At 68.7% G+C, this 23,068-nt stretch carries 23 protein-coding genes and 1 pseudogene; 12 read left to right on the top strand and 12 right to left on the bottom strand.

Annotated features, from left to right (window positions below; translation table 11 throughout):
- Nucleotides 1-34 precede the first annotated feature (34 nt).
- Nucleotides 35-241: a hypothetical protein gene (locus ACIQM0_RS18405; RefSeq protein ID WP_401287654.1), complete on the bottom strand. Its 207-nt coding sequence runs from the start codon at nucleotides 239-241 to the stop codon at nucleotides 35-37.
- A gap of 435 nt (nucleotides 242-676) precedes the next feature.
- Here ACIQM0_RS18405 and ACIQM0_RS18400 point away from each other — a divergent pair, with 435 nt between their 5' ends.
- Nucleotides 677-910, top strand: coding sequence for a hypothetical protein (locus ACIQM0_RS18400; protein WP_401288029.1), 234 nt, complete (start codon nucleotides 677-679; stop codon nucleotides 908-910).
- 33 nt (nucleotides 911-943) lie between these two features.
- Here the strand turns inward: ACIQM0_RS18400 and ACIQM0_RS18395 are convergent.
- Nucleotides 944-1,042 (bottom strand): annotated as a pseudogene (locus tag ACIQM0_RS18395) (transposase); the annotation flags it as partial.
- Between the two features lie 49 nt (nucleotides 1,043-1,091).
- Here ACIQM0_RS18395 and ACIQM0_RS18390 point away from each other — a divergent pair.
- Both ACIQM0_RS18390 and ACIQM0_RS18385 read left to right on the top strand, forming a co-directional pair.
- Nucleotides 1,092-1,340: a hypothetical protein gene (locus ACIQM0_RS18390; protein ID WP_401287651.1), complete on the top strand. Its 249-nt coding sequence runs from the start codon at nucleotides 1,092-1,094 to the stop codon at nucleotides 1,338-1,340.
- 134 nt (nucleotides 1,341-1,474) lie between these two features.
- Entirely contained in the window at nucleotides 1,475-1,660 is a 186-nt protein-coding gene (locus tag ACIQM0_RS18385) for a hypothetical protein (protein ID WP_363026582.1), read from the top strand.
- 71 nt (nucleotides 1,661-1,731) lie between these two features.
- Here ACIQM0_RS18385 and ACIQM0_RS18380 read toward each other — a convergent pair whose 3' ends face one another.
- Nucleotides 1,732-2,172, bottom strand: coding sequence for a VOC family protein (locus tag ACIQM0_RS18380; RefSeq protein WP_401287648.1), 441 nt, complete (start codon nucleotides 2,170-2,172; stop codon nucleotides 1,732-1,734).
- A gap of 827 nt (nucleotides 2,173-2,999) precedes the next feature.
- On the opposite strand from ACIQM0_RS18380, the gene ACIQM0_RS18375 reads away from it, so the two are divergent.
- The 8 genes from ACIQM0_RS18375 (at nucleotide 3,000) to ACIQM0_RS18340 (ending at nucleotide 11,093) form a co-directional block, all read left to right on the top strand.
- Nucleotides 3,000-4,199 carry an ATP-binding protein gene (locus ACIQM0_RS18375; protein ID WP_401287646.1) on the top strand — a complete coding sequence of 400 codons (1,200 nt, stop codon included), beginning with the start codon at nucleotides 3,000-3,002 and terminating at the stop codon, nucleotides 4,197-4,199.
- Complete coding sequence (locus ACIQM0_RS18370; protein WP_363031229.1) at nucleotides 4,196-4,594, top strand: roadblock/LC7 domain-containing protein; 399 nt, start codon at nucleotides 4,196-4,198, stop codon at nucleotides 4,592-4,594. Before ACIQM0_RS18375 ends, ACIQM0_RS18370 begins: the two co-directional genes overlap by 4 nt.
- On the top strand, nucleotides 4,591-4,980 hold the full coding sequence (locus ACIQM0_RS18365) for a DUF742 domain-containing protein (protein WP_363031230.1): 390 nt from the start codon (nucleotides 4,591-4,593) through the stop codon (nucleotides 4,978-4,980). The genes ACIQM0_RS18370 and ACIQM0_RS18365 overlap by 4 nt, the downstream gene beginning before the upstream one ends.
- Entirely contained in the window at nucleotides 4,955-5,560 is a 606-nt protein-coding gene (locus ACIQM0_RS18360) for an ATP/GTP-binding protein (protein WP_363031231.1), read from the top strand. Before ACIQM0_RS18365 ends, ACIQM0_RS18360 begins: the two co-directional genes overlap by 26 nt.
- Nucleotides 5,557-6,903: a cytochrome P450 gene (locus ACIQM0_RS18355; RefSeq protein WP_401287642.1), complete on the top strand. Its 1,347-nt coding sequence runs from the start codon at nucleotides 5,557-5,559 to the stop codon at nucleotides 6,901-6,903. The genes ACIQM0_RS18360 and ACIQM0_RS18355 overlap by 4 nt, the downstream gene beginning before the upstream one ends.
- 352 nt (nucleotides 6,904-7,255) lie before the next feature.
- Complete coding sequence (locus tag ACIQM0_RS18350; RefSeq protein WP_401287639.1) at nucleotides 7,256-8,512, top strand: tryptophan dimethylallyltransferase family protein; 1,257 nt, start codon at nucleotides 7,256-7,258, stop codon at nucleotides 8,510-8,512.
- Nucleotides 8,485-9,858 carry a tryptophanase gene (locus ACIQM0_RS18345; RefSeq protein WP_401287637.1) on the top strand — a complete coding sequence of 458 codons (1,374 nt, stop codon included), beginning with the start codon at nucleotides 8,485-8,487 and terminating at the stop codon, nucleotides 9,856-9,858. The genes ACIQM0_RS18350 and ACIQM0_RS18345 overlap by 28 nt, the downstream gene beginning before the upstream one ends.
- Nucleotides 9,859-10,553: 695 nt before the next feature.
- Complete coding sequence (locus ACIQM0_RS18340; protein WP_401287634.1) at nucleotides 10,554-11,093, top strand: SMI1/KNR4 family protein; 540 nt, start codon at nucleotides 10,554-10,556, stop codon at nucleotides 11,091-11,093.
- Nucleotides 11,094-11,164: 71 nt separating this feature from the next.
- Here ACIQM0_RS18340 and ACIQM0_RS18335 read toward each other — a convergent pair whose 3' ends face one another.
- From ACIQM0_RS18335 to ACIQM0_RS18320, 4 genes are all read right to left on the bottom strand, one after another.
- Nucleotides 11,165-15,643, bottom strand: coding sequence for a hypothetical protein (locus ACIQM0_RS18335; protein ID WP_401287632.1), 4,479 nt, complete (start codon nucleotides 15,641-15,643; stop codon nucleotides 11,165-11,167).
- Nucleotides 15,644-15,767: 124 nt separating this feature from the next.
- On the bottom strand, nucleotides 15,768-16,322 hold the full coding sequence (locus tag ACIQM0_RS18330) for a hypothetical protein (protein ID WP_401287629.1): 555 nt from the start codon (nucleotides 16,320-16,322) through the stop codon (nucleotides 15,768-15,770).
- Complete coding sequence (locus ACIQM0_RS18325; RefSeq protein ID WP_401287626.1) at nucleotides 16,313-16,624, bottom strand: hypothetical protein; 312 nt, start codon at nucleotides 16,622-16,624, stop codon at nucleotides 16,313-16,315. Before ACIQM0_RS18325 ends, ACIQM0_RS18330 begins: the two co-directional genes overlap by 10 nt.
- Before the next feature lie 814 nt (nucleotides 16,625-17,438).
- Nucleotides 17,439-17,675, bottom strand: a complete 237-nt coding sequence (locus ACIQM0_RS18320) for a hypothetical protein (RefSeq protein ID WP_401287624.1) — start codon at nucleotides 17,673-17,675, stop codon at nucleotides 17,439-17,441.
- Nucleotides 17,676-18,193: 518 nt separating this feature from the next.
- On the opposite strand from ACIQM0_RS18320, the gene ACIQM0_RS18315 reads away from it, so the two are divergent.
- Nucleotides 18,194-18,703: a hypothetical protein gene (locus tag ACIQM0_RS18315; RefSeq protein ID WP_401287623.1), complete on the top strand. Its 510-nt coding sequence runs from the start codon at nucleotides 18,194-18,196 to the stop codon at nucleotides 18,701-18,703.
- Between the two features lie 455 nt (nucleotides 18,704-19,158).
- On the opposite strand, the gene ACIQM0_RS18310 is transcribed toward ACIQM0_RS18315, so the two are convergent.
- Genes ACIQM0_RS18310 through ACIQM0_RS18290 form a run of 5 tightly spaced genes read right to left on the bottom strand, consistent with a single transcriptional unit; the run spans nucleotide 19,159 to nucleotide 23,036 of the window.
- Entirely contained in the window at nucleotides 19,159-19,983 is an 825-nt protein-coding gene (locus ACIQM0_RS18310) for a siderophore-interacting protein (protein WP_401287620.1), read from the bottom strand.
- Between the two features lie 11 nt (nucleotides 19,984-19,994).
- On the bottom strand, nucleotides 19,995-20,801 hold the full coding sequence (locus ACIQM0_RS18305; protein ID WP_401287617.1) for an HpcH/HpaI aldolase/citrate lyase family protein: 807 nt from the start codon (nucleotides 20,799-20,801) through the stop codon (nucleotides 19,995-19,997).
- The gene (hpaH, locus tag ACIQM0_RS18300; RefSeq protein WP_401287615.1) at nucleotides 20,786-21,571 is read right to left on the bottom strand and encodes a 2-oxo-hept-4-ene-1,7-dioate hydratase; all 786 of its coding nucleotides are present in this window, start codon (nucleotides 21,569-21,571) and stop codon (nucleotides 20,786-20,788) included. The genes ACIQM0_RS18305 and hpaH overlap by 16 nt, the downstream gene beginning before the upstream one ends.
- Nucleotides 21,572-21,573: 2 nt before the next feature.
- Complete coding sequence (locus tag ACIQM0_RS18295) at nucleotides 21,574-22,284, bottom strand: GntR family transcriptional regulator (RefSeq protein ID WP_401287613.1); 711 nt, start codon at nucleotides 22,282-22,284, stop codon at nucleotides 21,574-21,576.
- Nucleotides 22,281-23,036 (bottom strand): hypothetical protein, encoded by a 756-nt coding sequence (locus tag ACIQM0_RS18290; protein WP_401287611.1) that lies wholly within the window; start codon nucleotides 23,034-23,036, stop codon nucleotides 22,281-22,283. Before ACIQM0_RS18290 ends, ACIQM0_RS18295 begins: the two co-directional genes overlap by 4 nt.
- Between the last annotated feature and the right edge of the window lie 32 nt (nucleotides 23,037-23,068).

The raw sequence follows: 23,068 nt of genomic DNA, 5'->3' as shown, positions 1-23,068 counted from the left end.
CCGGTCTGAATACCGCGCGTGACAGGCCGCTGCCTCAGGAGTCCTCGTTTGCGGCGAACACATCATCCGCCACCGTCTCGAGGCGCGTGTCCATTGCCGCCTGACCGCACGCCTCGGTTATCCCCTCCATGAACTGCTCGACGGTCATCGAATCGGAGCCCACGTTCTCCTCGGTGCCGTTCGCGGCCATCACCTTGCGCAACAACCACTCGGCGCCCACGAATCGGTCCTCGTCGCCCATGTAAGTGAACCAGGTAGCGCAGGAACGCGCCCCGTAGGCCGCGTAGTCAGCGGTCTCGGGCTTCGAGGAGTCGTCCTCGCCGCATCCCGCAGCGAGAGCCAGGAGCAGTACCCCAACTGCCGTACTGACAACCTTCACCCGTACCCCCTCTTCAGCAGCACCTGATGTGGTGCAATCCCCCTCGGGAAGACCCCTCAACGGTAGCTCTCGGGCCTGACAACAGGTCAGGCCCGACGCGGACTTCTGCTGTCGTGCCGGCTCCGACAGGGGCAGCGTCTAGCCACGCCCGGACCGGAGCCTGTCCGACGGGTCAAGTTGAACCAGGAGTCCGCCTGTTCGCGGAGCCGGTTGAAGGCGACAGCTACCCTCAGCGCGAATCGGGCCGGCAGTGTTCTGACCGGTCCGCGGACGATTCCTCGCGACGGCAGGATCGATGTGCAGTACGGATATCTCGCGGCGAACGGGGACGAGCACACCTTGTGGCGGCGTGGGCTGTCGACCGAGCCGACGGGGCTGGTGGGTGTTGTTTACGACCCGAACAAGCCGAAGCGAGCTGATTTCACCGCCAGCATGCCGGAAAACGTGCGGCGCAGGTGGGCCACCCTGCTGTGCCTGACCGTGGTGGCGGTCGCGATGTCGGTGCTCATGGTTGTGAGGGCTCTGCTGTGAAGATCGAGGGATGTTCGACGGGGCGTACGCCGTTGACCACCTGCGGTGACGGTCATAGACAGATTTCCACGTGCCGAAGCGGGAGGGCAGATCCCGCCACGGCAGGCCAGTCCGCCGCCGGAACAGCGCTCCGTAGCCTGCTCCGGCACAGGACGGGCATGATCTTTGGCGGGAGACCCTGATGGCGGGCGGCGGCAGATCCAGCACGGACATCGGCGGCGGTCATATCGGCCTGGCCGTCACGATCATCGCCCTGGTCGTCACTGCCGGTTTCTCCGGACCTCGCTGGACTCTGATCGTCGCGGGGTGCTTCACCGCCTGGTTCATCCTCGCGCTGACCATCATCCGCATCAGGGGTGGCCGAGGCGGAGAAGCGGTTCGGAGGGCCTACGCCGCCACTTTCGGCTGGGGTGACCGCGTCAGCCCCTGACAGGGGGCCGCGGTGCTCCACAGCTGCCCGACGAGCAGCAGCCGTAGCGCACAGGCCCGGCAGGTACCGCCACCCGCCCGGCCCACGCCCCGCCCGAGTCGCGAGAGCGGGCAGAGCGACGTACACCGGAAGGTATGAGCGACGCGCAGACGACATGGCACCCGGGCGAGATCGTGCCCGAGAGCGGGATCTACGCCTGTGACTGCGGTGCGGCCCACCACTGGAGCACCGACGTCAAGGGCCACCGCTTCCCTCCGTTCCCGGCAGGCTGCTCAGGCAGTGCGTGGGGGCTGAAGACAGATGCCCACCCGGACACCTGACCAGCCCTGACCGGCCGCGGGAATCCGAACCTCGAAGATCGCGTCCGGCTGCGGGGGCCGCTTCCTCCTCCTCAGGACAGTTGCTCGGCCAGTCCGACGATGATGCCCTCCGGGCCGCGGATGTAGCAGAGCCGATAGCTGTCCTCGAACCGGGCGATCTCGCCGACCAGTTCGGCGCCGTGAGGGCGCAGGCGGGCAACGGTGTCCTCGATGTCGTCGACGGCGAACATCACGCGGTGCGTGCCCAGGATGTTGTGCGGCCGGTTGCGCGGCCCTGCGCTGATCGCCTCGGGGCTGCGGTACGTCGCCAGCTCGAGCCGGCTGTGACCGTCCGGGGTCCGGACCATCGCGATGTCACAGCGGACGCCGTCGAGTCCGGTGCACTGGTCGGCGAAAAGGCCCTCGGCCTCCGCCCTGCCCTCCAGCTCCATTCCGAGCTCCACGAAGAACGCGACGGCGGCGTCCAGGTCCTCGACGACGATGCCGACGTTGTCCATCCGCTGAATCGCCATGACGGATTCTCCTTCATTCTCGTGCGGCCGGTGGTGGCCTCTGATACCCCTGGGACGGAGCCGGTGGCACGTTCTCGACATTCCCGGGCCGCCGAACTGCGAGAAATGCCGACCCATGACAGCGTGATCCGATCCCGCACCTGCCAACAAGCTCGGCCCACACCTGCTTCAGCACACGCGTCCGGCTCGATGCGCCGTCTGGTGGCGTACCGGCGTCCAGGCGGGGCGTCCGTGCAGATCGCAGTCGGGCGGGTCAGCGATCACGGGGTGACGCGGTCTTCACGGGGGCGCTTCCCCCTCGGTCGCTCGCGTCGCCGCGTTCTGGACAGGCTGCTGGCGGCAAGGAAGCCCAGACCGTGAGGCTGCGTCACATGTCCTGAGTCGCAGCTCGTGTATCTGTCCGTGGCCCGCTCTCGAATCGGCCATCTTGTGCCCTGGGAAAGCTTGTTGGCCGGATGACACTCGCCCTGCTCCGCATCGCTGCGTCAGCCCGCTACATGGCGAGATGCGCCGAAGAGCCGCAAGAACCCAGGTGCCACACGACTGAGCGGCATGGTGCGCGCTCCGCCACTGCGGGCCTCCACCTCGCAGGCACACCTCCCTCACTGACATGAACATGCATTTCTCGCCAGCGGGGCGACGACGTGGCGGACTTGACAGAGCTTCATGATCGTCTGGTGATACGCTCACGTGCACATGCCACGTGCGCTTTCGCCTTGGCATGGCTACAGCCAGGGGGGCTCTCCGGGCGGTGACGTCTGCCCACAGCCGAGGGTCCGCTTGGACAGATTCGAGAGCTGGACTCCAGCCGCTCAATAGAGAGTCACATGACGAATTTTTGGCAGGATCCGACAGTCTGGGCGCTTGCCGTCGGCGTCGCTGTCGCCGCCACGGTATTCACTCGCCAGCGAAAAACGATCAAGGCGCTACGTCGTCAAAAGCAGGGCCTCCAAGGTGAGCTGACCGCATCGCAGGGCAGGGCCGCCGACCTCGAGTCCACCGTCACCGAGCTGCGCAGCGGCTACGACGAGGTGGTCCGCCAGGCCAAGGAAGAGGCGGAGGAGGCCACAAACACCGTACTGAAGTCGGCCATGCGGACCCTTCAAGGCCTCGCCGCGGAGCAGCAGCGGGCCATCTCCGGGCTGCAGAAGAAGTACGGCGACTCGGCCGTGTTGCGGGACATGCTGGGCATCGACCACATGAACTCGCAATTCAACCGGCGTGCACAGTCCATTGCTGTGCTGTGCGGCGGGTGGCTTGGCCGGCAGCGGGAGGCTGCATCGGTCTATGACGTGATCCGCGGAGCGCAGGGCCGTATCCGGCACTACCAGCGCATCGAAATCGCCTCACGGGTCGATTTCGCGGTGACCAGCCGTGCCGTCGAACCGATCGCGCTGACGGTGGCCGAGCTGCTCGACAACGCGACCAGCTATTCCGAGCCGTCCACCATGGTCGAGGTCGAGGTGCGGACGGTGCCCCGGGGCATCTGCATCGTGATCGACGACGCCGGTGTCGGCATGAGCGAGGAAGAACGGACGAACGCCACCGCTCTGCTGTCCAGCGGGTCCGCGGTGAGCGTTTCGGAGCTCGGCAACCCTCCCGCGTTCGGTTTCGCGGTGATCGGTGCCCTGTGTGCGCGGTTCGGGTTCACGGTCGCCATCGACAGCACCTCTCCCTACGGCGGCGTCCGCGCGGTGGTGATGGTGCCGAAGGAGTTGTTGACCGAGATGCCCGAGCCCAAGACGCCCACTTCCACGCAAGAAGTCAATGCCGCTGCCGCGAGACGCGGTTCGGCTCCTGCGGCAACAGAGGACGGGCTGCCCCGGCGACGGAACAAGCGCGCCATGGCGCTCGTGCCGGACAGCGGCCGCAGGTCTGACGAAGCGCCGCCGGCCCGGTCTGCAGAGGCACGGGTGGCGGCCATGGGCGCGTTTCAGCGTGGCACTATCAGCGGCCGAGGTGCGGGGGTACCGGCCGCCGAAGGTGACACCACTGCCGATTCACACGAAGGATTCGATGCCCCGTGAGCGACGACCTGTCCTGGATGCTTGAGGACGCGCTGCAGATACCGCATGCTCTCCACGCGGTCCTGATTTCTGCCGACGGCCTCCAGATGTCCCGTACCGCGGAGATAGACAGGGGCGATGCCGACAAGGTGGCCGCCGCCGTCTCCGGCCTGCAGTCGCTCAGCCGGGCCGTCAGCTTCTTCTGCGGTGAGCGCGGAGCGAACTGGCGCCAGACCCTCATCGAGTTCGACGGAGGGTGGGTGTTCCTGAACGCTGCGGGCGGCGGGAGCTACCTTGCCGTGGCGGCGTCGGCCGAGGTCGACATGCAGGACATCACGTACCGGATGCAGCAGCTGGTCAGCCGGCTGGGCAAGGCGATGTCGACCGGCCTTCGCGGCGACACGGTCACCTCATGACGGAACCCGGCCTTCCCGAGCCCGAGTTCGTGTCCGAGGCCGGAGAACTGGTCCGGCCCTACGTCATCACCCGTGGCCGTGACCTGCCCGATGAGGACGAGTTCGCCCTCATCACTCTCGTTACGACGGCCACCGACGAGCAGCAGCGCCCCCAGCGGCTCTCGCCCGAGGAGCAGCAGATCCTGGAGATGTGCTCCAGTGGCTACCTCTCGGTCGCGGAGATCGCCGCGCACTCCCAACTGCCGCTCGGGGTGGTCAAGGTGCTGCTCAGTTCCCTCGCCGAGGGGGGCTATCTCATGACCCGGGCGCCGGTGCCATCGGCCCGTCCCACCAACAAGGCCTTGCTCAAGGAGGTGCTCGATGGCCTCAAGGCTCTCTCTGTCTGAGGATGCCTACGTGCCCAGCGGCGCACAGCAGACTGCAGTGAAAATCCTGGTCGTCGGGCATTTCGCCGTCGGCAAGACCACCCTGATCGGCTCACTCTCCGAGATCACGCCGTTGTCCACAGAGGAGCGGATGACGACGCTCTCGGAGCGCGTCGACGACCTCAAAGGGGTTCAGGGGAAGACCACCACCACCGTCGCCCTGGACTTTGGCCGGCTGACGCTGAGCGAGCGCATCGTTCTCTACCTGTTCGGCTCCCCCGGACAGCAGCGCTTCGTGAGTCTGTGGGACGACACGGCCCGCGGAGCGCTGGGCGCCCTGGTCCTGGTGGACCCCGAGCGCCTGGCCGACTCCTTCGACGTCATGGATCTGGTCGAGAGCTACGGCCTCGACTTCGCCGTGGCCATCAATCACTTCGACGGCAGTACGGTCCACACCCCGGAGGCAGTCCGGGAGGCACTCGACCTGCTGCCCGACACCCCCGTCGTCACCATCGACGCGCGCGACGAGAAGTCGTCCGTCGACGCCCTGATCACCTTGGTCCGCTATCTGCACGAGCGCGCCGACCTGGAGCACGCATGACAACCCCCTCTGTACCTCCGCCCGGCTGCCCCGCACACGGCAGCGGGCAGCGCATACCCCTGGACAGCGCGGAGTTCGCCGCCAATCCGCACGCGTACTACCGCTACATGCGCGAGCTCGGCCCCACCGCGCCGGTCACCATCGCCCCCGGCGTGGAGGCGACGCTGGTGACCGATTACAACGCGGCTCTGGAACTGCTGCAGGATTCGACGACCTTTCGCAAGGACTCACGCCGCTGGCGTGCACTGGCTGAGGGCTGCATCCGTCCCGACAGCCCGGTCCTCCCGCTGCTGGCCTACCGGCCGAACGCGATGTTCACCGACGGCGCCGACCATGTGCGGCTGCGGCAGGCCATCACCGACTCCTTCGCCCGCGTCAGCAACAAGCGGCTGAGCCGGATCGTCAGCCAGGTAGCCCAGTTCCTGATCAACCAGTTCAGCGCCCGCGGCAGCGCCGACCTGCTCCGCGACTACGCCCAGCAGCTCCCGCTGTACGTGTTCAACGAGCTGTTCGGCTGCCCGGCAGAGATCGGTGACCGGGTGCTGTTCGGCATCTCCGGCATGTTCGACGGAGTCAACGCCGAGGCGGCCAGCCAGGTCCTGCTCGGAGCGGTCGGCGAGCTGGTGGCGCTCAAGCGCGCCCAGCCCGGGGAGGACGTCACGTCCTACCTGATGCAGCATCCGGCGCAGCTGAACGACGAGGAACTGGCGCACACGCTGGTGTTGCTCCTCGGTGCGGGCGGCGAGCCGGAGGGCAACCTGATCGGCAACGCTTTCTACACGATGCTGACCAACGAGGAGTTCGCGCGCCTGGGGCAGTTCGACAAGGCTGTGGACGACACTCTGTGGCGCAATGCGCCGATGTCCAACTATGCGCCCCATTACCCGGTGGTCGACACGGACGTGGCCGGCGACAAGGTGCGCGCCGGTGACCTGGTGCTGGTGTCCTTCGCCGCCGCCAACACGGCGCTCGCGGACCGCGGTGCCGACACCCGCGGTCACCTCGCCTGGAGCGCGGGCCCGCACGCCTGCCCGTCGAAGGAGCCGGCCAGGCTGATCGCCCTGACGGGCCTGGAGACGCTGTTCAACGCCCTGCCCGACGTTGAACTCGCCGTTCCCGCGGACAGCCTCGCCTGGCGGCCCGGCCCCTTCAACCGGGCCCTGGCCTCCCTGCCCGTCCGGTTCAGCGCAGTCACCCCGCGCGCCGCGGCCGCACCGGAGCCGACGGCCGTGCCCCGCTACCAGGCACCCCCCGTCACGGCCGCAACCGCGCCGGCGGCGCCGCAGCCCACCGGCAAGGCGGGGCGCTGGAGCAGCTTCAAGAAGTGGCTGACGGGCGAGTAGCCCACACCCCCTGTGATGCATGTGACACAGGCAGTTGACGCTGCCTGCATGAAAGATCAACTTCCTGGGTAGGACGGCGCGGAGTGTCTGGAGTGACACAAGATGAAGGAGAGGCAGTGGACCTCACAAACATCTCCGCGCCCCCATCCGCGAGCCCCCGAACGGGCCCACAGCGCACCACCCCCAGGAGACGGAACCCGTGCGGGGGCGGCGACCCCGACCAGCCGCAGGACCGAATACCCGCTGCTCCCGGCAGCGGATTGACCCTCGTCTCCTCCCTTGTCGGCGGAGCACGTCCCCGTACACCCGCACCGTCCAGACGCGTTGCGCGCCACGATGTGCGAGGCACACGATGACCCCCTACCCGGGCCACGGCATACCTGCAGCCAGCCCCGGTGAGACGACGCTCGGCGACCACGTACTCGGTCAGCTGCGGCGCCTGGGAGCCACGGTGGGCCTGAGCGAGGCGGACACCGAGCTGTACGGACAGGTCCTGATCGGCTCCCTCGCAGGCGCCGCCCACCGGCCGCTGTCCCTGCCGCCGGCCTCGCCCACCTTCCTCTCCGACGACCACACCCCCGTCGAGTTCTCCCTCGCCAGCGCTCCGGGCGCCGCCCCGGCCCTGCGAGTGCTCGTGGAGCCCGGGTGGGCCCACGACGACATGGTCGACAGCGGCCGCGCCGGGCTTGCGGCCATCCGCGCAATGGGCGCCCGCTGGGGCTTCGCCACCGACCGGCTCGACGCCCTCGCCGACCTGTTCTTCCCCGCTGCGGCCCAGGGCCCCCTGGCCCTGTGGTACGCGCTCGATCTGCGCGCCGGAGGGGTCCCAGGTGTCAAGGTCTACCTGAATCCCTCCGCCTCCGGCCCGGAAAGCGCGGCCCGCACCGTGCACGAGGCACTGCGGCGGCTCGGCTACGGCCAGGCCTTCGAGCAACTGCCCCCGGGGGCCGGCTATCCGTTCCTCGCTCTGGACCTGGGCGCCTGGACGTCCCCCCGCGTCAAGGTCTACGTGAGACACCCGCGCATGTCAGCCGATGACGCCTGCGCGCTCAGCCGTACCTCCGGAGCCACAGCGGCCGACATCCGCTACTTCTTCCACGCGGCCGCGGGCTCCCTCGGGCCGTCCGAGCGCGGCGGAAACGACACCCTGCGACTGGTGCGGCGGCCGGCGCTCACCTGCCACTCCTTCACCGAAGGCGACAGCAACCCGAGCGGCTTCACGCTCCACGTTCCCGTTCGCGACTACGTGCGCGATGACGAAGAGGCCCTCGCCCGCGCCACAGCCCTGCTGACCCGGGCCGGCATGGACCCGACCGTCCTGAACCGAAGTCTGGGAGCGCTCACACAGCGAACCCTCGCCGACGGCGTGGGGCTGATCGCCTACCTGGCCCTGGTGTACGAGCGCGACCGGCCCCCCCGGCTCACCGCCTACCTGAGTTCCGAGGCCCACCGCGTCCGGCCGCCGCAGGAGCACTACCCGCCGGGCAGCTGGATGCCCGCGCAACACCCCCAGAGCGTCCTGGACCTCGGGCGCCAGGCCGTCGGCCCCGTCAGCCCGCACACCGCACAGAAGGAAGTCACATGGAGCCCTACCGCATCAAGGTCGTAGAACCTCTTGCTTTCACCACCCGGGAGGAGCGCGAGGCCGCGCTGAAGCGGGTCGCCTACAACCCCTTCGAGCTGCGGGCCGACGAAGTCACCATCGACCTGTTGAGCGACTCCGGGACCGGTGCCATCTCCGCAGACCAGCTCGCCGCAGGTATGCAGGGCGACGAGTCCTACGCCGGCAGCCGCTCCTTCTACCGGTGGCACGAGGTCGTCTCCGAACTCACCGGCTACCCCCACATCCTGCCGGCCCACCAAGGCCGCGCGGCCGAGCGCATCCTCTTCTCCTCGCTGCTGCGGCCCGGCACGAGTGTGCTGTCAAACACGCACTTCGACACCACCCGCGCCAACGTTGAACTGACTGGCTGCACGGCGTACGACCTGCCCTGCGCCGAGGCGAAGGACCTCGACAGCGACTTTCCGTTCAAGGGCAACATCGACCTGATCGCCCTCGAACAGGCCCTTGAGAACGCTGCCCAGACGCCCGTTGCGGCCGTGCTGATGACCATCACCAACAACGGTGGCGGGGGCCAGCCGGTCAGCATGGACAACCTGCACCGCACCGCCGAACTGTGCCGCCGTCACAACGTGCCGATGATCCTCGACGCGGCCCGGTTCGCGGAGAACGCCTGGCTGGTGACCCAGCGCGAACCCGGCTACGCCGACCGCACCCCGCGCCAGGTCGCCGAGGAAGCCTTCCGCCTCGCCGACGGCTGCGTCATGAGCGCGAAGAAGGACGGGATCGTCCACATCGGCGGCTTCATCGGCCTGAAGGACGCCGAACTCGCCGAGCGGTGCGGGGGTCTGCTCATCGCCACCGAGGGATTCACCACCTACGGCGGTCTGTCCGGACGTGACCTCGAGATGATGGCGCGCGGCCTCCTCGAAGTGACCGAGCCGGCCTACCTCGCCGAGCGTGCCGACATAGCCGCCTATCTCGCCGCACGCATCCGCGAGGCCGGCGTCGACATCGTGGAACCCGCCGGTCTGCACGCCCTCTACGTCAACGCCGGGCGCCTCCTGCCCCACATCCCCCCGCACCAGTACCCCGGCACCGCACTTGTCTGCGAGCTCTACCTGCGCGGAGGCATCCGCTCGGCGGAGCTGGGGTCGCTCTACCTCGGTGAAGAGGACGAGCACGGCAACCCTGTCAAGACGGCGCCCTACGAACTTGTACGGCTGGCTCTCCCCCGACGGGTCTACACCCGCAGCCACTACGACCACGTTGCCGCCACCCTGGCAGATATCGCGAAGAATCCTGAATCGGTCCGTGGCTACCGGGTTACGGGCCAGTCCCCGATCCTCCGACACTTCAGCATCAAACTGGAGCCCGTGAAGTCCGGCGACTGATCAGCACTCCTCGTTCGTTACGACGCGAGCCCAGCCATCAAGATCCTGAAGCAGTGCAGATCTTTCGGCTGTGCCGGTCCGGCGACATTGCGTCGAGCCGGGCCTCGCGCTCATTGGGCCAGCCCTTTCGTCCTTCAGCCTCGATCTTTCGTGACGGTCCGTCGGGTTCTCCGGCGGACCGTTTCGGTTCCGTGGCTGGTCCCGGGTGCGGTGAGGGCCCGGCTGTCGCGTCGGGTGGGCGCCGGGTTCCACGATTTCCGGCGGGGTGATCAGGCTTGTTCGGCGGGTGACGCTGCTGGTCAGCCGAGGTTCGGGAGAGCCGCGAGTCGCTGGACCGCGTTGGTGATCACGTCGGTCAAGGGCCAGTGACGGCCGAACCGAAGCGCCGGCGGCGGGCGGTGGTGACAATCTGGACGGTCCCTCCTGTCGATGCACAACGGTGTCGAGCGACGACGGTCCAGCGGCAGCCCCGGAGCCCTTCTTCTCGGATACAGCCTGCTTCCGGTGGACCGCATCACCGAATCCCACGCCCACCTCGCCTTCTCTTCACGGGAACCGGATGGTCGAGAGGGTCACGGACTGAGGCGAAGGGCCCGTCCAGGGCGGTCCGTTCCGGGCCGGCCGGGGATCTCCCCCCGGTCCGGCGTGTCGTAGGCTGCGCCGTGAGAGGCGCGACGAGGGAGTGGGGGCCGGTCATGGATGAGGCACAACGGGCGTGGCGGCGGCTGGCGGGCTGGCTGGAGGCGCATGCTCCCGTGACCGCGGCCTCGGTTCCGGGCCCTGCGGCTGCGGCGGACATCTCCGCGACGGAGGACCGGATGGGTGTCGCGTTCCCGGCCGAACTGCGGGCCTGGCTGCTGGAGTCGGGGGCCGGAGAGGCCACCGAAGGGGTCGCGCCCGGGAACCGGGACTTTCTGGGGCTCGTGGCCATGGAGCGTACCTATGCGTTCAAGATGGAGATCGAGCGCGACGACCCGTCCGACGATCCGGAGTTCCCCTTCTGGCACGAGCAGTGGATTCCGGTCGTCTCGGACGAGGACTCCTGTTACGGAAAGTTCCTGGACGCGCGAAGCGGCCGGATCGGTTCATTCGGTGACGGAGACGCGCCCTCCTTCGAGGTCCACGCTTCGCTGGCCGGCCTGTTCGACGACACCGTCGCCCTCATGGAGCAGATCTCCGCGGGTGCGTCGCCTACGGCCGGACATGTGGAGGACGGCCGGCTCGTCTGGGGCTGACGTCCTCACCGCACGGGCAGGGCCCATGGCGTCGGACGACGCCATGGGCCCTGCCGCTGTTGCGTCCCGGGTTAATGGGGCTCCTTCACATCCAGCCAGTACGGGTCGCCGTCGAGCACCCGGTACGAGTACATGAACGAGGTGCCGAAGCGGTTCATGGACCCCTGGTTGTGCCGGCCGGACATGGAGGACCGGCCACAGGTCTCGGTCCAGGTCGGGACGTTCTCACCGGCTGCCGGGTGCAGTCGCCACTTGCCGTCCGGGTCCTTCATGGTGACGGTGTTGACGCATTCGGCCCCGGAATCGACCGGTTTGGGATTCTTTCCGTTGTCGACCTTGGCCATGCCACCGCTCTGGTAGGTGGAGGCGAAGGTGAACTCGTCACAGTTCGGCTTGTCCGTGGGCGTGACGAGCGTCGGATTGAACTGGTTGGCCCATCCCCTGGGGCAGATGACGTCGCGGTTGACGTCCTTCTGCATCTTGGTCGGGTCGCTCTTCTGCGGTGTGTCGTTGGCCAGGAAGTTCAGCGGGTCGCCCTTCCCCTTCAGCCCGAAGTGGGAGGGGAGCCGCTTCTGAAGCAGCGAGATATGGGCCGCCGCGGCCGGGTACTTGGACTCACTGAACGTGTAGGTCGGCTTGTAGCGCGGGAAGACGCAGCCCGCCGGCCGGCTGGTCAGCTGGTCGTCGCAGCGGATTTCGAGGTCGTCCTCGCTCGCCTTGATCGGGTTCGGTGCCGACAGCCCGTTCACACTGGCGTTACTGCTCCACGACAGCTGAATGTTGCTCTTGCCCGTCCCGGTCCACTCCGTGGTCTGCGTCGCGGTCAGATGGTGCAGATCACTGGCGCCCGTGAACGTCTTCGAACCGGTCCAGGTCGGAGGGTTGTTCTTGCAGTAGCCGAGCTTGCACTCGAAGTCCAGGTTGACCGTCGCGCTGGTCACGTTCGCCGTGGCACGGAGGACGCTGATGTCGACCTTCTGCGTGATGGTCTTGGTCTTGTAGTTGGTATGGATCTCGTGGCGGTAGTTGAACTCGATGTCGATCGGGTTGTTCTGGAAGACCCCGCTGACACCCATCGAACTGACGATGCACGCGTCGGTGCGGCTGTAGTTGATGGACAGCTGAGTGAGCGAACACGACACCGTGTCCGCCGCGGTGGCCGTCGCCCCCGCCGCCGAACGGAGAGAGGCGGGCCCGCCCTTCATCTGCGGGCCCGTGTCCCTCACGGTCAGACCGGCCACGCCCTGCGTCCAGAACGGGTGCCCGGTGATCTCCTGCGGGTCCTCGGGGAAATCGGGGTCGGGACCGTTCTCGTCCGTGGGATCGGAGAACGCCAGATCACTGGGCAGGCCCCAGTAGTCGCCCGGCACGAACGCGATCGCGTCGTACGCGATGTCCGCGCTCCCGTCACCACCGTTGAAGTTGTCGAGCGTGACCTTGGGCGTCACCCCGGCGAACGAGTAGGCGCCCAGATCGACCCACTTGTTGGACTGGTTGTCCTTCTGGGAGATCACCTTCTCGACGACACCGCCGCCCGTGGTGATCCGGTAGTGGGCCGCGCCCGTCTGCGCCCCGTGATCGGGCACGAACGCGTACACCTTGGCCTGACCCTCGTTCGCGGTCAGCTCCTGTCCCAGGGTCCACGTCCCGGTGACCTTCATCCGGTCGCCCGGCGGAGGGTACGACTCCGGGGAGCGGGTGTGGGTGAACCAGAAGTGGTTGCCGTAGCCGGCGCCGATCTGGTGCGTGTCGATCTTGCCGGGGTAGGTGGTGACGGACTGCCCGGTATCGGCGTCGATGATGTCGGACGGCTGATACGTAAGGCTGAACGTGCCGTCCGACTTGGCCGCCCCGCAGCCGCGTGAGGCCGACCCCGCCGGAGCCGTACCGTTGCTGACATCGTCCACCACCAGGGCGTTCGACGGCAGCCCGGTGCTGCACTGCGGCGGGTACGAGGCCGCGTCCGGCTGTTCCGGATAGCTGGTGTTGAACCGGTGGACCTGGTGCCCGCACGCGGCGGCCTTGTCGCAGTCCTTCCACTCGGCGGACTTGCTCCACCAGCAGTGCAGCCAGTGCGCGTTGGTGTCGCTGTCCCCGGCGTCCAGCCCGCAGGCGCCCATGCCGGGATCGTTGGAGTCGTTGTCCGCGATCTTCGACGGGTCGCAGGAGTTAGAGGCGTCGCAGAAGGTGTCCAGCGGCGGCTTCACCCCGGAACGCTGGAGGTCGCTGTTCCACCAGGCGGCCAGATAGCCGGCCTGGAAGTCACCAGGACCGAACATCGCGGAGATCGGACGCGCGGCCCAGCCCAGGACCTTCTCCTCGTACGGCCAGTCCTGCGGGTGAGCGGCGTGGGAGTAGTCGTCCCCGTGCGGATCGACGGCATTCTGCAGGAACGGGACCCGGTTGGCCTTCCACAGCGGGTTCGCCGGGTTGTTCGTCCAGCCGAGCCCCTTGTGCCCGCCGGAGTCGGCGGCCGGGTAGAAGCCCGAGTTGTACGCCCACAGGGCGAAGAACCAGTTCTCGATCCACTGCGGATGACCGTCGTTGACCATCATCTCCTGGCCGTGGAGGTCGTTCCACTTACGGGAGAGGATCGTCGCGCCGTACGCGATGTTCGCCGCGTAGTCCAGCGCGACCGCTTCCTGCGTGGCCGGCGGCAGCGCCGTCTCGCCCGGCTTGGTCTTGCCGCCGAGCCGCATGCCGTCGGTGGCCTGGGTGATACCGTAACCGCAGTCCGCCTCGGAGAAGTTGATCCGCCAGGGATCGGCCTGGGTGCCGTCGGCGGTGTACTGCGTGCCGTAGTAGTTGCCGACGAGGCTGTTGGCCGTGACACCGGGAACCGCGAAGCGGGTCGCCTGCCACATGTTCGACTCCTGCGCCGTGACGCCGAGCATCACCTGCGAGGGAATGTGCCAGCGGTCGGTGACGTCCGGGTCCTCGTTGTCCAGCGAACCCGTGGGGTCACCGGCCAGCGTGAGCGGCGGGAACAAACCCTGCGGGGTGTACGAGTCCATCCCCGTGTTCTTCCAGTTCGCCGGCCGGCTGACGTGCAGCTCACCGACGACGGCCTGGTCCACCGCCCACTCCACCTGCCGCGGAGTCGGCTGGAACGCCTGCTTCTTCACATCGTTCCGGGCCACCGCGCAGTACCGCTCGTCGGTGCCCTCACTGGGCCCGGTCGGCGACGCGGCGAGCACCTGCGTACGCACGGTCTGCGTGGACAGGCCCTCGTCGGCGCCCCGGGCGTCCGCGGTGGCGCCGGCGTCCGTGCTCGACGGCTTCGGGGACGCCTTCCTGCCCGTGGGAACGACCAGCGCCGGGGAGGGCCTGCTGCCCGCCTCGGCCCGCCCGGCGGACAGCCGCGGCGTGGCGTCCAGCTCTGTGCCCCTGCCGGTGGCGACCACATCCAGGGCGATACGCGCATCGCGTACCTGCCCGGTCTCCTCAGGAGTGATCAGGCTCGTCCTGCCATCGGCCCAGGACGTGGACACACCCGCGTGGCCGAGACTCGACATACGGGCGCCCTTGGCCAGATGCCCCGGGTTCTTCACCGAACCGGGCAGAGCGCCCTTGCTCGTAGCCCGGCCCGTGACGAAGACCGTGCCGCCCGGGGTGACCGACAAGTCCCAGTCGGCCAGCCGCCCTTCGGCCACGGTCCTCGGGGTGGACTTCCCGCTCCCCTTGACCTGCGCGGCGTCCAGACGCTTCGCCCAGGACCGCGTCCTGGTGTCCTTGGTGTCGGCGTCCCGGTCGATGAACGTCACACCGTCACCGCTGTCGGCAGCAATCTGGAACGGCACATGCTTCGTCGCGGCGAGAACGGTCTCCTTCCGGCCATTGATGCGGACCAGCTTGTTCCCGTGACCGGCCACGATCCCGTGCCGCGTCGGAACGGCCGACGTCACCTGCCCGGGCAGCGCCACCGGCTCGGACCCCTTGCCCGTGACCGCGTCCACCGTGACCAGACGAGTCCGCTGCGCCTTGTCCCCGTCATGGCTCAGCTGGGTGAACACCACAGCGTCCCCGGAACCGCAGCCGGGCGAGAAATAGGCCAGCGACGCCGTGAACGGCAGCTTGGTGACCTTGCCACTGCCCAGCTCGACGACCGCGGTGAACGCACCGCGCACCATCAGCTCCGGGTTGTTCGTGAACGTCCGGGGCGCGTACGCGACAGCCGCGTACTTCCCCGACCCCGTCACACACGTATTGCCGATCCAGGTATCCGCGTCGAAGCCGTCCTCACGCAGAGTGGCGACCGTGCCGAACTTGTACCCCTCCCGCTCCTTTCCGGCCAGTACATGGAATCCCATGCCGTCGCCGGACGTGGAGAGCGCCACATCCTTGGACGAGGAAGAGCCCGCGCCCAGCACCGAGGCACGGTCCTTCGCGGCGACCTCACGGGGTTTATGGGTGACATCCGGCAGAGTCGCGCCGGCTTGCACAGCGTCCTCGGGGACCTGCGGTCCCCCGGCCTGAGCAGAGGCCGACAGTGTCGATATCACTATCGAAAACGCCAGCACTGTGGCCAGCCTTTTCGGTCCTATACGCATTTATTATTCCCTATATCGGGCGGGCCGAGCTCGATGGAGCACGGCAAACTACACATACCCCGCACGGCGTGCAGGGTATGAGATATGGGGTATGGATATGGAGCGCGGGAAATGGAGCGAGATCTCAGTACTCGATGACCGAGTCGATATAGATCTTCGGATCGTCCGGGGATTCACCTTCGGGGAAATCCCCCATGACGGTGGTGGAACCTCTGCCCGTCTGACCGGCCGCCAGGTGCGGAAAGTCGAACTTGGTGCTCCGCACCCATTCCTTGCCGTCGCCAATGCTCACGGTGACCTTGAAATTGAGGGTCTGGCTTCTGCTGTTGAGGTAATTACAGGCCACAGTGAAGCCGATCGCGCCGCGAGTGGCCCGGACCTCCACATCCCCGAGCGTGACGACCTTGGTCTTCCCCATATGGCTGACGACCGGCGACGGTTCCGCACTGACCTCCGCGTCCGTGTCCGAGCCCGCGCCCGCATCCGCATCCGTCTCCGGAGCGCTCGGCGCACCGCTCGACGCGGCAGGAGGGGAGACCGAGGAAGTCACGGCGGGGCCCTGCGGCGGGGTATCGGACGGGGAAGAGCTTGAGCATCCCGTGACCAGCACGGTGCCCAGCAGTGCCGCGCTCCAGGTGATGGAGCGCGGCACAGACCGGCGGAATCGCGTCAGTTGCACGCGCCGACGGTCATGTAGTTGTCGACGACGACCTTCGTGCCGACCTTCATGTACGAGTACGTCTGCCCGCAGTACCCGCGGTTCTGGTAGAGCGGACCGGCGTAGCTGCTGAACGTCCCCGAGTCCTCGACGTCCGGAATGCTCGTGTAGTTGGTCGACAGCTTGAGGCGCATCGAGTGGGCGACCCCGGTGTCGTTGAAGAACACGGCACAGATCGGCTTGTCGTAGTAACTGCTCCCCGTGGTCTTTCCATTCGTCCACGTGTACGTGGTGCCGTACGTCTCGTACCGGGCCGCTCTCACGGATATCGTATATCCGGCCCCACACACATTCGCGGCGGCTACGGCGGCCTTCGCGTCGGCCGCAATAATGCTCTTGGTCGTGTCGCTGGCCTGCTTGTCGACAGTGATCCCCTGAATATTCACGGTCGCGATCGACGCGCCTCCCGTCGGGGAATTCCCGTCGGCTGCGGATGCCGCCGGCGCCGCCACGGTCGCGGCAAGAACGACAGCACAAACGCCGGCAATCCCTACAGAAATCTTCACGTTTCCCCCCAGATGTGATGACCAAGTAACCCTTGCGCACGGAGAGTATCGCACCGGGCGCGGATTTTGCGAGGGCTTTTATCCACGCGACCCCGGGTATCGGGGCATTGAATATACAATTGGGCATCAATAACAAACTCTACCCACGGGCACGAACCGCTTGTTGACTGCGATTCACCGACACAGTTCACTTGTCGATCGATCCAATGAATCCACATACAATTCACCTGTATTGCAGAGTTTGCCCCGTTTACGTGCAGCACCAGAAGGGCTCCGCCCCGCCGCCAGGGCCCCTGGGCCGACAGTGCCCGCCCGCCACGGGACCGGGCTTCCCGAGCCTCAGTCCAGCAACACTCGTGCCAGCAACGGCAGATGGTCGCTCCCTGTGGCGGGCAGCGCCTGGATCGCGCCGTGTGGACGACGGTCCGCAGGCCCCGGCGCCAGCCCTCCTCGACGCCCTTCGGCCTGCTGTCCGCGACACGAGTACCGGACAGCGGGAGCCTCGACCAGATGCCGACGGTGCCGCGCACCTCGTGGAACCGGCACTGCGGCGCGAGCACCTTCTCGTACGTCAAAAGGGCGCGGGCGCCTCAAGGAACAGCCCGCCGAACGCGTACGCCCACGCCGCCAGCACCGACGCGACCAGCGCGGTGGCCGAACGCCGCGCCACCGCCAGCAGCGGAACGACGCACAGCGCCAGCCTGGGAGGGAACGCTTCCAGCAGACTGCCCAGCCGGCCCGGGGTGTTCGGCACCATCCGGGGGAACACCAGCAGCACCGCCGTCAAGGCGGCGAACCCGGCCGTCACCCGCCCGCGCCGCCACCGCCCCGAGCGCGCCGCCCCGCCACCCGCTCCGGCGCCGCCCGCCACAGCGGAATCCGCGGCAGGACCCGCGCCCCCACCCGCGCCCGTCTACGGCTCCGGACGCGCAGCCGAGGACGGGCCGAGGACGGGCCGAAACCGCTCCCAAGCGGCAGCAGACCATGATCACTGGCCGACCACGCCTGCCACGGTGGGCTGAATCAAGCACTCCGCTCGGCGGCGGGAGCGGTCACTCGCCGTACCGCTGCGGCAGAGGCGCCAACGGTGACGTCAGGCTGCCGAGCAGCTTCGCAAGTCTCGGGGTCCGAGCCCTGCCGTAGGAATGAGCAGAGGCCGCACGTCGCCGTCCTCGTCCGCGACAGACGCTGCGGGCCTGTATTCTTTGCTGCGAAGCCCGGCGCGTACAAGCACTTCGAAACAGCGCCCGTCTCCCGAGTCAGCTCGGGAGACGGGCGCTGTTTTTTTATTGCCGGTCTCCCTATCAAACAACGAGGAGCTGCACTGTGAGCGACAACCCCTTTCACACCCACCTGCCGCGCAACCCGAAGGAATCCGTAACGTTCATGCTGGTCATCGCCCTGATCTCGGTGAACACCATCCCGGTGGCGATCGGCGGCCTGACCGCCGGCTTCACCGTGGCCATGTGGACCGATCTGCTGCGGGTGATGCCGGTCCTGCTGGTCGCGGTCGTGGCCGTCGTGCTGCTGACGATGAAGCCCGCCCAGCTGCTCACCTCGCGACTCGTGCGCCCGGGCGACAGCTTCCGCGCCCATATGATCTTGAACGCCCTGTGCAGCGTTCTGCTGATCTCGCTCGTGATGACGGTGGTCGGCACGTGGATCGGGACGCGGCAGGTGTCCACCGAGCCCCTTGAGCAGTTCGCCCACCTGTGGCCGCGGAACTGCACCATCGCGTTCCTCGTCGAGGCGCTGCTCGCCCAGCCGGTCGCCCGGCAGGTCATGCGCCGCCATCACCAGCGCGTCGACGCCCGCGCCGCGCTCGCAGTGGCCTGACAGCCGCACCCGGCACCCGGCACGAGAGCGTCGTACTGGTCGGGAAGGGGGTCCGCACCGGCGTCGCCCCTTCGTGAACGGGGGCGAGCGATGACGGCCGCAGCGCTCCGGTCCGAGCCCGGCAAGCCCCGGCCCCGCGGCAGGAGGCCAAGATCCGCCGGTGATCCGAACGCCAGGATCTCTGCGGTTCAGAGGCTGCTTCCCCGGTATCGGAACGGCCTGCCCCGGGCCGGAGCGTCATATGGGCGTCACGGCCGCGCGCTCGCCGACGTCATCATTCGGCCGTGAGCCGCCCGGCGGGGCGTCCCGGCCGCCGCCACGCGCTCGACGAGCGGGTGCGCCACCGGCGGCGCGCGCCTGATCTCGCTGTTCGCACGGCCTCGCCAGGGCGGCCGGGGGCGATCAGCGGGCGGGACCGGACGGCTTCACCCGCCGGCTCACGACGGGCACGTCCGTCAGTCCTCGCCGAAGTCGTGGTCGGGGTGGTTGGCCTCGCCCACGCGCCAGTAGCCACGCGTCGTTGTCTGCGGGCGGGGCAGCGCCCGGTCGCCGAGGAGGTACGACCTGGCCTTGCGAACCGCCGACGCCTCGCAGGCGATCCAGACGTGCGTGTCGTCCCCGAGGCCATCTCGGTGGAGCGTATCGACGAGCGCAGCGCCCGGCTCGCCCACCCGGTGGTGCCAGGTCACCTCGACACCCGCATGCGCCGGCAAGCCGATGCGGGTCTCGGGGCCCTCGACCTCCAGGTGCACCTGACCGGTGACGTCGTCCGGCAGCGCTTCGAGCAGAGTGGCGATGGCGGGCAGGGCGCTCTCGTCGCCGCCGATCCACCATGAGGTCGCTGTCGGATCGACGGAGAAGCGGCCGGCCGGGCCGCCGATGGCGGCGCGGCTGCCGGGCTCGGCCTGCGCGGCCCACCACGCGGCGGGCCCGTCGCCGTGCAGCACGAACCAGACCTCGAGGGTGCCGGCCCCGGCATCGAAGCGCCGGGGGGTGTACGTCCGCATCGTCGGTCGGCCGTCGGGCCATTCGAGGTGGCCGTCCGGGCCGACCACCGGCCGCGCGACGTTGCCCTCGGTGTCCGGCAGGAAGAGCTTGATGTGCGCCGTCGGTGCGGGCTCGGCGAAGTCGGCGAGGGACTCGCCGGCGAACACCACCGCCACCGTCCGAGGGGTCAGCGGTTTGACGTCGACGACCTCGACGTGGCGCGGCGGCCGGCGGCGTGGGCCACCGGGGCGGCCTTGGGATCGGGGACGGCCGTAGTCCGGGGGGAGGGACAAGAGGTGCTCCTTCACTTGCCGGCGCGGCCCGGGCCGGGCGCGCCGATGAACCGCTCGGCCAGGGCTTCGGAGCCTCGGGCGAGCATGGCGACGTCGGCGCCGACGAGGACGAACGACGCCCCCTGGCCGAGATAGGCGGACGCGACGACCGGGTCGAAGGCGTTGACGCCGACGGGCTTACCGGCGCCGCGGACGGCCTCGAAGGCCCGCTCGACCGCGACCACCACGTCGGGGTGGGTCTGACGGCCGATCAGGCCCATCGACGCGGCGAGGTCGGACGGACCGACGAAGACACCGTCGACGCCGTCGACCGCGGCGATCTCGGCTGCGTTCCCGACTCCGGCGACCGACTCGATCTGGACGAAGAGCGAGACGTGGTCGTCCCCGTTGGCCAGGTAGTCGTCGACGCGGTTCCACCGGGCCGACCGCGCGAGGGCCGATCCGACCCCGCGGTCGCCGCGCGGTGGGTAGCGCACCGCCCGCACGGCCGCCTCGGCCTGCTCCGGAGTGTCGATCATCGGGATCAGGATGTTCTGGGCACCGAGGTCGAGGATCTGCTTGATCATGACCGGCAGCAGGCCCGGCGCCCGGACGAGCGGGCTGACCGGGTGGGCGGCGACCGCCTGGAGCTGCACGAGCACCGAATCGAGCTGGTTGGGCCCGTGCTCCATGTCGATCAGCAGCCAGTCGAGGCCGCTGCCCGCGCAGATCTCGGCGACGAGCGGGCTGCCGCTGCACACCCACATGCCGATGAGGGGGCGGTCGGAGGCGGCGAGCGCCTCGCGAAAGGTCGCCGGGAGGTTCACCGGAAGCTGCACGAGATCGTTCCCATCGTTCCGTAGTCGCAGAGCACCGTGTCGCCGCGCGACACCCACATCGGCCGGGTGAAGGATCCGGCGAGGATCAGTTCGCCGGCGTCGAGGCCGGTGCCGTGCTGGTGGAGTTTGTTGGCGAGCCACGCGACGCCCGTGGCGGGGTGGTTGAGCACACCGGCGGCGACGCCGGTCTCCTCGATCGTCTCGTTGCGGTAGAGCAGCGCGGAGATCCAGCGCAGGTCGACCGCGTCGGGCGCGACGGGGTTCCCGCCGAGCACCAGGCCGCCGTACCCGGCGTTGTCGGCGATGGTGTCGACGATCGTGCGTCCCTCGAGTTCCAGGTGCGAGTTGAGGATCTCCAGCGCCGGGACGACGTACTCCGTCGCACGGAGCACGTCGAAGACGGTGCAGTGGGGACCCTTCAGCGGCGCCTTGAGCAGGAAGGCGAGCTCGACCTCGATGCGGACGTTGGAGAACTCGTCGAACGGCACGACAGCGCCGTTCTCCCAGACGGTGTCGTCGAACATCACGCCGTAGTCCGGCTCTGTGATGCCCGTCGCCGCCTGCATGGCCTTGGACGTCAGACCGATCTTGCGGCCGACGACGCGGCGGCCGGCCGCGATCCGCCGGTCGCGCCAGAACCCCTGGATGGCGTACGAGTCCTCCACCGTCGCCTCGGGGTACCGGGCGGTGATGCGCGGCAGCACGGCGCGGTCGCCGTGGGCCCGCTCGAGCTCGGCGGCGAGCTCGGTGAGGGTCTGGTCGGGAAGCACGGTCAGGCTCCTTGGTTGACGCGGTCACTGCGGTCACTGCGGTGGGCGCCATGGGTCTTGTGGGTGCGGAAGGCGTCGAGGGAGCCGGTGCGGTGCCGGCGCACGGCCTGCTCGATCCGGTCGGACGTCCCGCCCCCCTCGATGAGGTCGAGCAGGTCGTCGTGCTCGCACACGGACTCTCGGGGCCGGTGGGGGACGAACCCGAAGATCGAGTCGCGCATGTGGCCCAGCCGGGACCATTCCGCGTCGACCATCTCGAGGAGCCGGGGGTTGGGGCACCCGGAGTAGAGGGTGTGGTGGAACTCCTGGTTGAGGGCGCTGAAGTGCCGGAAGTCGAAATCGCTGAGCCCGCCGCGCATCGCCGCGTTGAGCTCACGGGCGTGCGCCAGGTCCCGCCGGGTGAGGTGCGGCGTCGAGAGCGCCGTCGCCGCGCTCTCGAGCACGGTGATGACCTCCATCGCGTGGATGTAGCGGTCCGGGTCGACCATGGAGACGCTCGCGCCGACGTTGGGCTCGAAGGTCACCAGCCCCTCGGCCGTGAGGTGACTGATGGCCTCGCGGACCGGCACCACGCTCATGCCGAGCTGGGTGGCGAGCGCCGTCAGGACGAGGCGGTAGCCGGGACCGAACGCCCCGGACGTGATCCGCTCACGGATCCACTCGTAGGCGACCCGCGACTTGCTCGCGGCCGGTGCCGGCCGGGTCCGGGTCACGAGGTGGTCCGCACCGTGTCCGACGGCGCAGTGTCCGGCCGGGCGGAGCGTTCGGCCGCGTACCTCGCCCGCCATTCGGCGTTCATCGGGAAGAGCCCCTCGACGGGGTGTCCCCCGGCGACCTTCCGGGCGATCCAGCCGTCCTCCTCCTCCTGGGCGATGGCGGCGTCGGCGATCTCCGCCGCGACCCCCGGCGGGATCACGACGACCCCGTCGGCGTCGCCGACGAGGATGTCGCCGGGCTGCACGGTGGCACCGCCGCACGCGATGGTGAGGTCGGCGTCCCAGGGGACGTGCTTGCGGCCGAGCACGGCGGGGTGCGGCCCCGCCGTGAAGACGGGGATGCCCACGGTGGCGACGGTCTCGGCGTCGCGCACCCCGCCATCGGTCACGACGGCCGCGGCGCCGCGGGCATGGGCGCGGATCGCGAGAATGTCGCCGAGCGTGGCCGATCCCTTCTCGCCGCGCGCCTCGATGACGAGAACCTCGCCCTCCTCCACGGAGTCGAAGGCACGCTTCTGTGCGTTGTAACCGGCGCCATGGCTGATGAAGAGGTCTTCGCGGAAGGGGACGAAACGCAGCGTCCGGGCGGTGCCGACGAACTTCTGTCCCGCCACCAGGGGACGGACGCCGTCGATGAACACGCCCTCGAGGCCCCGGCGGCGCAGCTGGGCCGAGAGTCCGGCGACGGGCGCCGACTCGAGCTTGGCCCGCAGCGCCGGGGTCAGGGGGGAGGCGGGTGTGCTGTTCAAGGGAGAGCTCGCTTCAATATCGTGTACGGAAT

Source organism: Streptomyces sp. NPDC091387 (assembly GCF_044756945.1).
GTDB lineage: Bacteria > Actinomycetota > Actinomycetes > Streptomycetales > Streptomycetaceae > Streptomyces.
This window is presented reverse-complemented; position numbering and strand designations above follow the sequence as displayed.

Bases quoted from the DNA above. Each gene is read 5' to 3' on its own strand.
- ACIQM0_RS18345 (WP_401287637.1), top strand. From the start codon at position 8,485: ATGGAGCCCTACCGCATCAAGGTCGTAGAACCTCTTGCTTTCACCACC.
- ACIQM0_RS18375 (WP_401287646.1), top strand. From the start codon at position 3,000: ATGACGAATTTTTGGCAGGATCCGACAGTCTGGGCGCTTGCCGTCGGC.
- ACIQM0_RS18390 (WP_401287651.1), top strand. From the start codon at position 1,092: ATGGCGGGCGGCGGCAGATCCAGCACGGACATCGGCGGCGGTCATATC.
- ACIQM0_RS18360 (WP_363031231.1), top strand. From the start codon at position 4,955: ATGGCCTCAAGGCTCTCTCTGTCTGAGGATGCCTACGTGCCCAGCGGC.
- ACIQM0_RS18365 (WP_363031230.1), top strand. From the start codon at position 4,591: ATGACGGAACCCGGCCTTCCCGAGCCCGAGTTCGTGTCCGAGGCCGGA.
- ACIQM0_RS18355 (WP_401287642.1), top strand. From the start codon at position 5,557: ATGACAACCCCCTCTGTACCTCCGCCCGGCTGCCCCGCACACGGCAGC.
- ACIQM0_RS18380 (WP_401287648.1), bottom strand. From the start codon at position 2,172: ATGGCGATTCAGCGGATGGACAACGTCGGCATCGTCGTCGAGGACCTG.
- ACIQM0_RS18335 (WP_401287632.1), bottom strand. From the start codon at position 15,643: ATGCGTATAGGACCGAAAAGGCTGGCCACAGTGCTGGCGTTTTCGATA.
- ACIQM0_RS18405 (WP_401287654.1), bottom strand. From the start codon at position 241: ATGGGCGACGAGGACCGATTCGTGGGCGCCGAGTGGTTGTTGCGCAAG.
- ACIQM0_RS18340 (WP_401287634.1), top strand. From the start codon at position 10,554: ATGGATGAGGCACAACGGGCGTGGCGGCGGCTGGCGGGCTGGCTGGAG.
- ACIQM0_RS18385 (WP_363026582.1), top strand. From the start codon at position 1,475: ATGAGCGACGCGCAGACGACATGGCACCCGGGCGAGATCGTGCCCGAG.
- ACIQM0_RS18350 (WP_401287639.1), top strand. From the start codon at position 7,256: ATGACCCCCTACCCGGGCCACGGCATACCTGCAGCCAGCCCCGGTGAG.